The organism is Streptomyces sp. NBC_01775 (genome assembly GCF_035917675.1).
GTDB lineage: Bacteria > Actinomycetota > Actinomycetes > Streptomycetales > Streptomycetaceae > Streptomyces.
Genome location: NZ_CP109105.1, coordinates 130,074 through 142,517, shown reverse-complemented (window position 1 = coordinate 142,517; position 12,444 = coordinate 130,074). Strand labels below are relative to the sequence as shown.

9 protein-coding genes and 1 pseudogene are annotated in these 12,444 nt (G+C 69.3%); 6 read left to right on the top strand and 4 right to left on the bottom strand.

Going from position 1 to position 12,444, the window contains the following annotated elements; genetic code table 11:
* Positions 1-49: 49 nt before the first annotated feature.
* Both OHB04_RS40935 and OHB04_RS40930 read right to left on the bottom strand, forming a co-directional pair.
* Positions 50-436 carry a hypothetical protein gene (locus OHB04_RS40935; protein WP_326693262.1) on the bottom strand — a complete coding sequence of 129 codons (387 nt, stop codon included), beginning with the start codon at positions 434-436 and terminating at the stop codon, positions 50-52.
* Positions 433-810 carry a winged helix-turn-helix domain-containing protein gene (locus tag OHB04_RS40930; protein ID WP_326693263.1) on the bottom strand — a complete coding sequence of 126 codons (378 nt, stop codon included), beginning with the start codon at positions 808-810 and terminating at the stop codon, positions 433-435. Before OHB04_RS40930 ends, OHB04_RS40935 begins: the two co-directional genes overlap by 4 nt.
* Before the next feature lie 2,691 nt (positions 811-3,501).
* On the opposite strand from OHB04_RS40930, the gene OHB04_RS40925 reads away from it, so the two are divergent.
* From OHB04_RS40925 to OHB04_RS40915, 3 genes are all read left to right on the top strand, one after another.
* Positions 3,502-3,849, top strand: coding sequence for a hypothetical protein (locus OHB04_RS40925; protein ID WP_326693264.1), 348 nt, complete (start codon positions 3,502-3,504; stop codon positions 3,847-3,849).
* Positions 3,846-4,679, top strand: a complete 834-nt coding sequence (locus tag OHB04_RS40920) for a relaxase/mobilization nuclease domain-containing protein (protein WP_326693265.1) — start codon at positions 3,846-3,848, stop codon at positions 4,677-4,679. Before OHB04_RS40925 ends, OHB04_RS40920 begins: the two co-directional genes overlap by 4 nt.
* A 106-nt stretch (positions 4,680-4,785) precedes the next feature.
* Positions 4,786-5,598, top strand: a complete 813-nt coding sequence (locus OHB04_RS40915; protein WP_326693266.1) for a hypothetical protein — start codon at positions 4,786-4,788, stop codon at positions 5,596-5,598.
* 666 nt (positions 5,599-6,264) lie between these two features.
* Here OHB04_RS40915 and OHB04_RS42120 read toward each other — a convergent pair.
* Together OHB04_RS42120 and OHB04_RS40905 are read right to left on the bottom strand one after the other, a co-directional pair.
* Positions 6,265-6,390, bottom strand: coding sequence for a hypothetical protein (locus tag OHB04_RS42120; protein WP_405807784.1), 126 nt, complete (start codon positions 6,388-6,390; stop codon positions 6,265-6,267).
* Between the two features lie 135 nt (positions 6,391-6,525).
* A pseudogene (locus OHB04_RS40905) lies at positions 6,526-6,684 on the bottom strand (SAM-dependent methyltransferase); the annotation flags it as partial.
* 1,572 nt (positions 6,685-8,256) lie between these two features.
* Here OHB04_RS40905 and OHB04_RS40900 point away from each other — a divergent pair.
* The 3 genes from OHB04_RS40900 to OHB04_RS40890 all read left to right on the top strand — a co-directional run bounded on the left by OHB04_RS40900 (position 8,257) and on the right by OHB04_RS40890 (position 11,399).
* A complete protein-coding gene (locus OHB04_RS40900; protein ID WP_326693267.1) occupies positions 8,257-8,397 on the top strand; it encodes a hypothetical protein in 141 nt (46 codons plus the stop codon).
* Between the two features lie 607 nt (positions 8,398-9,004).
* Positions 9,005-9,436 (top strand): MFS transporter, encoded by a 432-nt coding sequence (locus tag OHB04_RS40895; protein WP_326693268.1) that lies wholly within the window; start codon positions 9,005-9,007, stop codon positions 9,434-9,436.
* 727 nt (positions 9,437-10,163) lie between these two features.
* The gene (locus OHB04_RS40890; protein ID WP_326693269.1) at positions 10,164-11,399 is read left to right on the top strand and encodes an MFS transporter; all 1,236 of its coding nucleotides are present in this window, start codon (positions 10,164-10,166) and stop codon (positions 11,397-11,399) included.
* Positions 11,400-12,444 lie beyond the last annotated feature (1,045 nt).

The following is a 12,444-nucleotide window of genomic DNA, read 5'->3' as shown; positions in this document are numbered from 1 at the left end:
TCGCGGCACTCGCTGTCAGGCTCGCGAGGCCCATCCGGCGCCGGCGCTCCTACTGGTCCTGGCCCCCGTATGCACATGGCAGGTAGCTGATGCTGGCGAGCGCCTGCTGCGAACCTTCCTCGGGCGGCTGGGCGGCCAGGGCGATGACTCTGGGACCTGCTCGGTAGAAGGTCACCCGGCCCATCCGGTAGGAGACCTCCAGCCAGCCGTCCTTAACCAGCCGGCGGGTGCTTTTGCCGGTGTTGGGGGGACTGAGCTGGAGGGCCTGAGAGATCTCCTTGAGCGTCTTGCGCACCGTCTCGCCCAGCGGCACTGCCGTCGCGTAGTAACTTAATACCCTGAAGTCGGCTCCGGGCGCGTCGGCGGTTCCCACGAGAAGCGCGTGCATGAGCTGCGGGGTGAAGAGCAGCTCGGACCGCTGCGCGGGAAACGTCATGAGATCTCCTTCTTCCTGGACACCGGTGCGGATTGTGGCGCTGGCACGACCGGGTAGCGGGCGTCCTGAACGGCTCGCACCTGCTCGGTCGCTGAACCGTCGAAGGCAGCCCGTGGGTTGATCCGGTAGAACTTCATCCGGCCCACCTTCTCGGCCTCCAGTAACAGCCCGCCGGCATGGAGCCTGCCCACCGACCGCGCCACCGTATCCGGCCGGATGCCCAGGGTCTGCGCGATCTCCTTGAAGGTCATGCGCAAGGGTTCGGTGCCCTCGGGGGAGTGCGCCACATAGAAACCGAAGATGTCCCGGTCGTTCTGGCGATACCCGCTGTCCTTGTGCCAGACCTTCTTCATCAGGGCCTTGCCGACGTTCACATGGCGGCCCGGATGGGGCTGCCAGTCGTACCTTGCTCCTGGCAGTACCCGGTTCTCCCCGGGGCCCTTCCGCCGGAACGTTTCTCCGTCCAGCAACTCGAGCTGCACGATCTCCCCCGTCCCACGGTTCACCGCGGGTAGCCGGGACGCGCTCGGCTCCCCCATGCCCCACCTCTCACCCGGGGGTATTTCCCATAGGCAATACGAATGCGAGGACTCTACACAGGAGGTGCCTCTAAGCACGTCACCAAGGTGTCACAGCCCCTTATGTTATCGAACATATTTCGAACGGGAATTGCCTATAAGCAATAGCAGTTCCCGGAAGCGCAATTCGAAACACGGATGAGAGCTGTTCCGTACAACTCTGACCTGCGGAAACACCAACTGCCTCTTACTACGTTCCCAGACACCGTGGGCGGAGTCCGATCCCTCTGAAGCGCGCGAAGGCACGCTCAGCGCGGGCCGCCCTGGTTCCGCATCACACAGGCGGCTTCGCCGCGAACCCCTGTAACGGCAGCGTGCACACCTGCACCGCAGTGCCCGCCCGGGCACGATGGCGGCTTCGCCGCGACTGGAAAAACCACGCCCCCCAACTGCGTGCCGCGATACGTGTACTGACTGGCAGCCAGGGCAGGACGGAAGCGCCTGGAAGGCACCGGACCTCCGTCCCCGAGGGGCAATGAGGTCCGGTCGCCGGACTCGATGAAGCCCTTACAGGCCCTGGGGGTGCCCATTCCCCCTCATAGTTGGCTTCAGTCCGACAGCTACCGTGCGGCAGCGCACACACAAGCCCTCGCTTCCAACCGCAGCGCGCCCGTCGGGACACCCCGAACCGTCCGAGCCGGGGCACCGGTCCACCCCCGGTGTGGCTTGCGCGGGAATCCCGGGCCCGCCCCGGTGGCCCCGGCGATGCGCACGTGCAGACAGACGAACCTGATCTCCGGGGCCGATCTCGCCTGCCGCCTGGGCGCGCCGGGCTTCCTCGAGAGCGGCCAGCCGCGCGGCCAGCGCTTGCCCGGCGGGGGCAGCTCCGGCTTCGGCGGCGTCCGCGTGGGCTCGCGCGACCACCGACTCCACCTCCGCGCGACTTTCAGCCGCTGAGGCGCCCGGCACCGCCTCCCAGTTCCGTACGGCCGAGTCAATCAGCGCAGCGGTTTCCTCGCGGACCGCCTCCGCCCTTCGCACACATCCTGCGCACGGTTCCGGGCCCGCGCCCAGCTCGGCGCCGCAGTACGGACACCGCGCCCAGGCTGCCTCCCGCGGCCGAGGCGCAGGTTCGACGTGCCGGTCCTTCTCGCGTTCTTCACAGGCCCGGCAGACCGCCCCATCCTCGAACCAACCGTCCTCGCACCGCGGGTTCGGGCACGGCCCTGCCTTGATCATGGCCACCGCCGCTCCCACCGGCCTCTTGAGCGTCCCCTCCGCCAGCAGACGGGCATACCCGTGCGAGATCCACCGCCGCCCCACCCGCTCGACCAGCCGATGCCGGCCCACCATGCGCAACTCCCGCTCAACGGCGGTGACCAGGGCCCTGGGCCGGTCCGTGTGCGCCGTGGCCCGCATCGCTTCACGCAAGCTCCCCGGAAATGCCAACAGCACCTGCTGCACCTCATGGCCGACAAGGAACCCCCCTTCGGCCGCCACCGCATGACGCCTCGACACCCCGCTGTCCCCGGTCGGCGTGGAATCCCCCGCGTCCCCACACGCGGCACCGTCCATAGCCGGTCCGCGGTGTTCAGCCGCGCCATACCCCGAAGGCGCGGTCACCGCCGGCGGCTGGGCACCGTGCAGCGACGCAGACCTGGCCGTATCCCCGGTGGAATACGTGACCGGTGCGCCACCGGTTCCTCCGGACTGTTCGCGCATCAGATAGCCGAAGTGCTCCAGCTCTTGCAGAGCGGCCCTGACCGCCGGCACCCCGTCGGGGGACCACTCCGCGATGCGCTCCGCAGTGACACCGGCGCCGTCCCGGTGCATGAGGATCAGCCCCAGGACGCCCTTCGCTTTCAAGCTCAGTCGCCTGTCCCGGAAGAAGACGTCGCACATCTGCCTGAAGGTGTCGGTCCCTGTCGGGCCGTGGCGGACGGGTGACCCGGGTGGGATCGCTCCGCGGAGTGCATAGGAAGCGGTCACGGCATCTTCTCCTCTACGCTGAACTGCAGCCGCGGAGGAACGACGTGGGGGAGTGCCGCCCGACGGACCGGAGACCCCTGGGGGAGGGTGCCCGCGGCCCGGGGCCCACGCCAGCACCTTGCGTACTGAGCTGTTTCTGTTGTGCCTGCAACTGCTCGGAGCGCGGTAGGTGCGAGGGCAGCCCTTCCGGCACTGCGCGACCCCGCTCGTCGGGCCTCACACTTTCCCGAAGCCCGGCGCCGGCGGGCGGACCACCGAGCCCCCCGTCCCCGGGCATCCCGGAGCGCTGTCGGGCTTACCGATCACTCCCCGGCGGCCTATCCGACCACACGCGCCATCACGGACGGACCGCCCGGGCCAGGTCCCTCCCCGGCGCCCTCAACACGGCCGCACCCGCCGTATCCTGCCTCCAGCCCCTTCGCCCACCTGCCCAAGAGCGCCTTCGAGTACGGGGATTACGGTTGGGGCCGCCGCATCACGCCAGTGATGCACCGGCAGACGAGCCAAGGGGTGGACGGCGTGGTGCGGGGAAATTCGGGAAGCAAGCGCACGCGCTGCGTGAGCGTGCGCCTGAACGCCGAAGAACTGGAGCGCTGGCAGCAGGCCCGCCAGAAGACCGAGCGCAAGGAACTCGGCGCCTGGGTACGGGCGGTCGTCGAGGAATCCCTCAACGGGCATCCCGGGGTGCCCGGTGACATCCCCCGCGTACCAGAGGTCAACGAGAACGCCTACGCACAGCTCGTACAGGCGGCAGAGAACCTGCGGGATCTGGTACGCCTCGCCCGGGAGAACGGCGGTGCCCTGCCCGAAGGCGCCGATGCGGCGATGGCCCAGCTCGGCAACGCCGCGCTCCATGTGCGCGGCCTGCCCGTGGCACCTGAGCGACCCACCGGGCAGCCGCGGTGATCGCGAAGATCACGAAGGGCCGCCGCGCGGACCGCGCCCTCCGCTACGACTTCGGTCCCGGCCGGGACGAGGAACACGTCAATCCCCGCCTGATAACAGGAAACGTCCCCGGCGCCGTCGACCAGCTGGCGCACCTCATCGACGCCCACACCGCCCGCCGCAGCGACGTGGCCCGCCCCATCTGGCGCTGTGCCCTGCGCACCGCCCCCGACGATCCCACCCTCACGGACGCGACCTGGGCCCGAATCGCCGAGCGCTACGTGACGCGGATGGGATACGGCAACTGCCCCTGGGTCGCCGTCCGCCACGGCGAAGACCACATCCATCTCACCATCAGCCGCGTCGACTGGACCGGCTGGCTGGTGCGGGACGCCTTCGACTACCACCGCTCCTGGCCCGTCGTCCGCGACATCGAACGGTCCTGGAAGCTCATCAACGCCGAAGACCGAAGCAACCGTATGGCTCCCCAGGTCACCCGCCCCGAACGCGCCGCCAGCGAGCACAGAGGAGCGCCCCGTCCTGAAAGGGAGGAACTGCGCGCGCGGATACGGGCAGCACGCGACGCCACCCGCGGTCACGGCAGAGACGCCTTCGAACGCGCCCTCACCAATGCCGGAGTGGAATGGCGCGTCCACCACACCACCTCCGGCGGAGGCATACGCGGCTATTCCTTCAGCCTTCCCACCTGGCGGGACCACGACGGCGCACAGATCTGGGTCGCCGCGTCCAAGGTCGCCAAGGACCTGCGCTGGCCTCACCTGCACGCCGTCCTCGTCCCTGCCCCCGTCTCCTCTCCCGCTCCCCATCAGCCGTCCATCAGCCCGAACTGAACAGCCGGCCCGGACCATTGTCAGTGGGCCAAGCGAAACTGGAAGAACGCTGTTCTGCGCCCTGCCGCCGCACCGCGCGGAACCACGCCCAGCGGAGGGGACCACCATGAGTCAAAACCGTGCCGATTTCGGCCCTGTGCAGCTCGCCCGCTGGCTGGGCATCGAGGAATCGCAGCTGCGCCGTGCCCAGAACCGAGGGCTGATCCCCCCGCCGGACATCGACGACAAGCGCTGGTCCTACACCCTCGCCAAGACCTTTCCCGACCGTGTCGACGACATCGTGGCCGCCCTCGCGCCGGAGCAGAAGCCCGCCGCTCGCGCCGACGTCCCCGATACCAGCGGACGGCCTGCTGCTCCCCGCGTGCGGGGGGCGCAGCGGCGCGAGACCTTCGGCCCGGTGCAGCTCAGCAGCTATCTGGGTCTGAAGACCTGGCAGTTGCAGCGTGCCCGGGAACGCGGCCTGATCCCGGAACCCGACACCGAGAAGCAGCGCTGGTCGAAGGAGCTGGCGAAGACACTTCCCGACCGGGTCGAGGAGATCATCGCCGCTGTCGGCGACCACCCCGGTCTCGGTTCCGAGAAGGCCGCCGAGCACCTCGCACAGCACACAGGTCTGGAGGTGGAGCGATCCGACATCCAGCTCCTGGCCGAGCGCGGCGTTCTGCGCCCGGCCGGTGCTTTCCGCGGCTGGCCGCTGTACGCCGTCGAGAGCCTGGACTCGCTCGACCCGGCGGACGTCACCGCTGCCATATCCGACCGCCACGCCTGGATCGAGGCGAGTCTCAGCAGCGCGGAGGCCGCACAACTGCTGGGGTGGCCTGCCGGAAAGTTCGAAGTGACGGCCGAACGCAACGGACTGACGCCCGGCCGCTTCGGCCGCTATGCCCGTACGGCAGTGGAGAGCCTCTCCGCACCGTAGCGGTTCCTGCGTCGGGTCGTGATCAGGACGCGGTCGTCGCTGTGGTCGCCGTCGTCGCTGTGGTCGGGGTGTGGCGCGTGCCGGGCGCCGGGCGGGGCCGTCACACTCCCCGCCGGCGACCGGAGCGCGTGGGCAGAGAGACAGGGGTGGTGAGGGGCGGTCTCCGTGGGCCGGCCCGCGGTGATCGGCGAGACGGGCGCCCGGTCACGCCGCCGGGCCCGACCTGCCGACGGCTCACTCGTTCCGCGAGGCGGGTCATCGCGCGGGACCACTCGGACCGCCGTGCCGAACGGACGATCGCCGGACCGTGCCCCGGGACGCGGACCCGGACACCGCCGGGTCAGCGCCACCCTGGTGCCGCCGCCATCCCGATGACCAGGAACCGGCTCTGTAGCCAGCACCGGCCCGGACCGGCCTGACGAGGCCGCACAGGTGTGCGCGGAAGCCGTACTTGCTGCGGGCCAGCGCCTCGCCCCGGTCTCCCGTGACCCGCAGCACCCGCACCGTCCGCATGGCCGGCCGGAAGCGCCCGAACTCGCTCTCCAGTTCTGCCATCACCGCCCACACCTCCTCGAACGGGACGGCATGCCTCCTCGGCGAGCCGCGCGACGCGGACCCGGGCCGCCATGATGTGCAGCCGCTCCACCAGGGTCGACTCGTGCGTCGTCATGAGGACCATGCCTTTCGGAAGCTCATCCGAGCCCGGTGCGGACGGGACTCTGCGGTGCCGGCCGGGACGCCGGGCAGCGCGGCCGTAGCCTCCTCGTCCAGGCCCTCTGTGTCCCGCAGCACCAGGTCGGCCCGGTGGGTGGGGGAGAGCCGGGCCAGTACGTCGTCGATGTCCGTGGCGAGCTGCGGATCACCGCGCTCGGGTACGCCGGCCGGCTCGGCGGGGGTGGGCCCGTGCCGCCCGCTGGCCGCTGGGCGATCCGTACCGCGCACCAGCTCGGCGAAGGTGCCGATCATGTTCCGCGCGAACGGCTGCGTCTCCAGTCGGCTAGCGAACATCGACGCATACAGCTCGACGCCCCCGTCGTAGGCCGCCCTGGCCTCGTCTTGGTGCTCCGCCGCGGGAAGAAAGTGAATACGCCCGTTGGCAGCTGTTCTCCGGCCCCGTGCCGAATCCCAGGTCCGCCGTAGCGGACTCGCTCGGCTACCACGACTTCCTCCATTCCACACGGCTCTGCAACGAGACCACCGGTACCGCGGAGTCGGACACGGGCGCCGAGCAGCGTTCATCGGATCAGGACTGCCTCAGCACTACTCAATCCCATGTCCCCCTGAGCGGAGAGGGGAAGACGCCCCGGGCCCCGTCTCCGATGCCAACTCGTAGGAGGAGAGGAGGGACTGAGAGGGAAAGGGTAGGGGAGTGGGGGAGCGAGCTATGCAATAGGGCTTCGGTTATCGGTGGTGCGGAGGCTGACGGCTTGGGTGGCTCGGAGGTGCGTCGGTGGTGAGCGGGGCCGGGCCGGGGGATGCCATGGCCTCCGCCCGGGGCAACTGGCCCTGGCGCCTTCCCCGTCATGCGCCCTTCTCCGAAGCGCCGCGAGGCTGAGCCGGACCTGTGCGGGCCTTTCAGGTTCTCGGACGGACCGATTCCGGTCTCCGGCAGCCCGGAGTCCGAGTGAGTGTTTTCCCGAGCGGGGTAAACCTTCCGCCGTTCAGCCGTCGGTTGCATCGGACCGGTGGGCACGCGGAGGGGTTTCGCCCTGCTGACGGATGCCCTCGTGGCGAACCTGGTCCGTCAGAAGCGTCACTTCGCAGCCCGGCCGATGGCGGGTGGGCCGCCACACGGTGACGGGTGAGCGGCCTGGATGCTTCCGGCCCATCCGGGGACGCGGAAGCATCCGGCAGGCCCCCGCCTTGTGTTCCTTCTTGGCGGTGCCGGGCTGTGCTGGCCGTCGGGAGGGGGTCCGTGGTGGTCCCTGTCCGCCGCTTGCAGCCTGCCCCAGGGGCGGGGTGGGGGCAAACCAAAGAGCGCGGTTTGCCCCCACCCCGCCCCTGGCGCGGATCGGCTGCGTCGGGCAGGGCCCACCACGGACCCCCTCCCTCATGACGGAGGCACCGCCCGGCACTGCCGAGAAGGAACACACCATGACGGACGAGATGCCGACCGAGGCCCCGCGCCGCTGCGACAGGTGCAATGGCACTGGTACCGATCCGGATCGGGTCATCACCGGCGACGGGACTTCGGGTACCAGGACGTGCACCGGGGGTTGCAACGGTTCGGGCGAGAAGTAACCGTCTCTCGGTGAACCGCCCTGTGGCGAAGGGCCCCGGTGCCGTCGGTCCACGACGGCACCGGGGCCCTTCCGCATGTGGAGGCGCCGAGGAGGGGCGAGCAGTCCGGTGGTGTTCACGTCGTGTGGGCCGTCCGGCGCTGTGCCCGGTTGCCGAGGCATGCCTTGTGCCGGACTTCGTCTCTTCTCTTCTGCTTTCCTCGTTCTGCTCTCCGCGCCGGTCCTGACCGCCCAGGGGTCCGTGGTGGTCCCTGTCCGCCGCTTGCAGCCTGCCCCAGGGGTGGGGGGCTGGCAAACCAAAGAGCGGTTTGCCAGCCCCCCACCCCTGGCGCGGATCGGCTGCGTCGGGCAGGGCCCACCACGGGCCCCCTCCCTCATGACGGAGGCACCGCCCGGCACTGCCGAGAAGGAGTGCACCATGACGAACAAACCGCGCGGCATGTGGACGGACGCTGGCGGGCACAAGCCCCGGGCCGCGCCACCCCAGCCCGCGCCTCCCCAACCCGCGCCTCCCCAGCCCGAGGACGGGGACGGGTCCGGCTCGGAGAATGACGACTGAGCCCTGACTGAGTCGATGGCCCCGGTACCGCGCACCTGGCGGTATCGGGGCCATCGGTGTCTGGCTGGGGCAGTGCGGATGCACGGTTTCGGCTATGGGCTTCGCCCTGAACGTCGGGCTCGGCATGTGTGGGAAGGGCTGCCGTAGCTGATGGCGTGCCGACTGTTTTCGTGTAGTCAATCGGCGTGCGTTGTTGTGCGGGCTGGGGTGGCGGAGCTTCGCGGTGCTGGTGCGGCGTCGAGTCGGAGCGAACGCTGCGGCAGCGGGCTGCTTGCATCTGCGGTTCTGCTTGCATCTGCAGGTCGGCTGACGTGTTTCTCGAGCCTGGCCGGTAGCCCTTCATGGCCAGGGTGTGTCCCTTTGTGTGCCTCGTGAGCCGCGGCTCGACGTGTCCGGGTGGAGGCCCTGGGCGTGGGCTGGGGGCCCGATGCCCCGCCGGTGGCGTCCCGGCTTAGGAGCTTGACAGATGCCGGAGGTACCGGGGCTTGCTTCGCGGCGCCCCGGTACCTCCGGCATCTGTCCGGGGGCCCCTGCCGGGACGCCCCCGGCGGGGCATCGGGCCCGCTGTCAGGGACCCGAGCCTCCTAGGTTCGGGAGGTCATGACTGATGTCACGACTGCGGGCAAAGTACGGGCCGTTGCTGTGGATGCTCATCTCGACGCTCATGGAGCGGGTGATCATGGAGTGTCTGAGGGCATGCGTCTGGGTCTTGATGCCCTGGTTCGTCTTTGCGATGACCGGTAGTACGAGTCAGGCGGGGTGGGTCCTCTTAACGGTGGCGGGTGCGTCTGTTGCGGGGCGCTTTCTGGCTGGTCCGGTGGTGGACCGGGTGGGACTGCGGCGGACGTTGTGGATCGCTGGTGTGGTTGAGGCGATCAGCGTCGCGCTGATCGCCCTGCTCGTCGTGACGGACAGGCTGTTTCTTCCGGCGCTGTTGGCACTCGTTGCTGTGGGGCGTGCCGGGAACGTTACGAGCCTTCTGGTTCCGGGAGCGGCGTACTTCGCTGTCGACGAGGGCCGCGGGCGCGGAAGGACATGAGGGGGCTCACCCCGGAGATCCGTGAGGACCGTCCGGGGGAGGGGCCCCGGTAGGGGCCACGCGGTCAGTCAGCTGTTGCCTTCTTCCGCGGGCAACAGCTGACTGATCGGTGTCCGTCCCTGGTTCCGCAGGGCGCCAGGGCCGTTTTCCGTGTGCGGACGCGTGGTGCTATTGCCGGGAACCGCTCCTGCATCGCGCGTTGGCTTGTGATGGGAGCCGACACAAAGGATGCAGTTGTTGCTGAAGGCATGGAAGCGGGGCGGGTCGTCGCACGGTGGGGGAGGGGTGTAGGGGGAGAGGCTGTGACGGTGTCGGCTGACCCCGGTCTCTCACGCTGGTGAGGGCCGGGGCCTTGTTGTGTGTTGCCCCTCCAGTCTTGAGCGTCGTCTGCGGCGAGACCGGACAGCTCGACCGCCGTTTCTCGAACCCGGCCAGTAGCCCTTCAACGCGGCGGCGTACCCCTTCGCGGGACTTCAGGATCCACCGGCTCCCCCTTGTCCGGGTGAAGGCTCCCCGGGTGCGGGCTGGGGGCCCGATGCCCCGCCGGTGGCGTCCCGGCTTAGGAGCTTGACAGATGCCGGAGGTACCGGGGCTTGCTTCGCGGCGCCCCGGTACCTCCGGCATCTGTCCGGGGGCCCCTGCCGGGACGCCCCCGGCGGGGCATCGGGCCCGCTGTCAGGGACCCGAGCCTCCTAGGTTCGGGAGGTCATGACTGATGTCACGGCCGTTGGACAAGTACGTATTGTTGATGTGGATCCTGGTATCCACCGTGGCCGGGGGCCTTTCCCTGTCCATTTTGACCTTTACCCTCCCCTGGTTTGTTCTGCAGACCACGGGAAGTGCTGGCCGGGCGGGACTGGTTGTGTTCGCACAGCTGACGCCTTTGCTGGTGGCGCGGCTTCTCGCCGGGCCGGTGCTGGATCGAGTCGGGCTCGGCAAGGTGGCGGTGATCTGCTCTTTTATCGAGACCGGCAGCGTCGGAACGATGACTTTGCTCGCGGCCACGGATCAGCTCACGTATGCCGCCCTGGTGGGGCTTGTCGCCCTGCTCGGTGCGGCAAGCGGCGCTGGGTCGTTGGCGAAGTCGTTCCTCGCTCCCTCTGCGGCCAAGCTCGTCGGCCTGAAGGAGAGCCGGGCGATCAGCATGAACACCACGGCCATGACGGCCGGTCGTGTGGCCGGTCCGCTGGCCGGTTCCATGATGGCGGCGGCGAATCCTGCCATCGGGATGGGGATCGTCGCGGCGCTCCAGTTCCTGGGCGCCGTGATCATCATGAGGCTTCCGTCCGATATGGAGCCGGACTCGGCTCCGCAGGATAAGGAGGGGTACTGGAAGAGCCTCACGGGAGGGATCGTGTACTTCGGGCGGGACAAGCTGCTCGTCCGGCTGCACCTGATGCTGGCCCTTCTGGGGGTCTTGATGTCCCCCATGAACGGAGTGGTGCTGCCGCTGTGGGCCGAACAGGCCCACAGCGGGCCGCAGATCATCGGCGTCCTCACCACCGTCGCGGCATGCGCCGGACTTGTGGGTGGCTTCATAGCCATCCACGCCACGGAGAAGGTGCGGCCGTCCCTGGTCTTTGCGGGGGGCTATCTGTTCCTCGTGCCGCAGCTCTTGGTGATGGCGCTGGGCGTTCCCCTGTGGGGGGTGTCGCTGGCCTGGATCGTCGCTGGTTTTGCTGGGGCTTTTCCTCAGCCGGTGGTGGAAAAGGTCACCTACCACCACCCGGAGTTGGAGTTCCGGAGCCGGGTACGGGCCCTGGGGAGCTCGACGACCTACATGGGCAACGCAGTGGGAAATCTTGTGGTGGGTCTGGCTGTCGACCGCTACGGGTTGACCGGTCCTCTGATCGGGGCGGCAGTGATCTACGTCGGCGTGGTGATCTGGTTCCTCGCCCAGTCGGACATCCGGCAGTTGAAGCCGGACATCGGTAGGGAAGTGGCGGAGGACGACAGCCGGTGAGCGTCAGCCGTCGTCTCCGGATGGAGGCGACGGCTGGCTGTACCCGGTACCCGGTACTCGGGCCCCGGCGCCGCAAGGCGCGGGGGCCCGCCTTTTGTGTACGCACGCGCGCAGGGGTCTCGCCGTTGCCCCTCCGTGAGTCGGCTGCCTCCTTGATGGGGGCAGCCCGTCCGGCACCGCCAGGGGCGGGCGCGTAGTGGTGGATCTGTCTGGGGGCCGGACTTTCCCGGGCGGCGGTGTTCCCCGAAAGGGAAGCGGTCGCAGAGCTTGCGCACGATCTGTGGCGGCTTGAAGACCAGGCAGGGGACTCGGGTTCATCCTCCGGTTGCTCCGGTTGCTCCGGTTGCTCCGGTTGCTCCGGCTGGTCGGAGAGTCGGAGCGTGGCGGGACCGCGTGAGTCCCGTCTGAACCAAGCGCCGGGGGTGTGGGAGCGCGACGGTGTCGGCTTTCGTCGTGGGCCGGGTGGGCTGGGTGGGCTGGGCTGGGCTGGGCGTTCTCTGATCGTGTGTGGCTTGATCGGGCCGCAGTGGGGGGTGCGGGGGATCCAGCGGTCACTGGCGGGGTGACGTGCGCGTGTTGTTGTGCTGGCCGGAGTGGTGAAGCGTCGTGTTGTAGCGGTGTGTCGGTGCGGGGGGACTGCGCGGTGAGTCTTGTGTTCGCTGTTCTGCGGACGGGTGTGCCGGGGCGTTCCTGGTGGGCGCGTCGTGTTGAACGCTTGAACGACTTGGCGAGCGCTGTCTGCTGGACGGTCGTCGCTGCGCAAGTGCTTCGTCAGCTTTGGGCGTCGTCTGTGGCGTTGCCGGACGGGTCGGCTGACGTGTTTATCGAGCCTGGCCGGTAGCCCTTCAAAGCCAGAGTGTGTCCCTTTGCGTGCCTCGTGAGCCGCGGTTCCACGTGTCGAGTCAGGCCCCTGGGCGGAGGGCCGGGGGCTGGGGGGCCCGATGCCCCGCCGGTGGCGTCCCGGCTTAGGAGCTTGACAGGTGCCGGAGGTACCGGGGCTTGCTTCGCGGCGCCCCGGTACCTCCGGCACCTGTCCGGGGGCCCC

Excerpts from the sequence above, each read along its gene's own strand:
- OHB04_RS40935 (WP_326693262.1), bottom strand. The coding sequence starts at position 436 with ATGACGTTTCCCGCGCAGCGGTCCGAGCTGCTCTTCACCCCGCAGCTC.
- OHB04_RS40915 (WP_326693266.1), top strand. The coding sequence starts at position 4,786 with ATGAGTCAAAACCGTGCCGATTTCGGCCCTGTGCAGCTCGCCCGCTGG.
- OHB04_RS40900 (WP_326693267.1), top strand. The coding sequence starts at position 8,257 with ATGACGAACAAACCGCGCGGCATGTGGACGGACGCTGGCGGGCACAAG.
- OHB04_RS40895 (WP_326693268.1), top strand. The coding sequence starts at position 9,005 with ATGTCACGACTGCGGGCAAAGTACGGGCCGTTGCTGTGGATGCTCATC.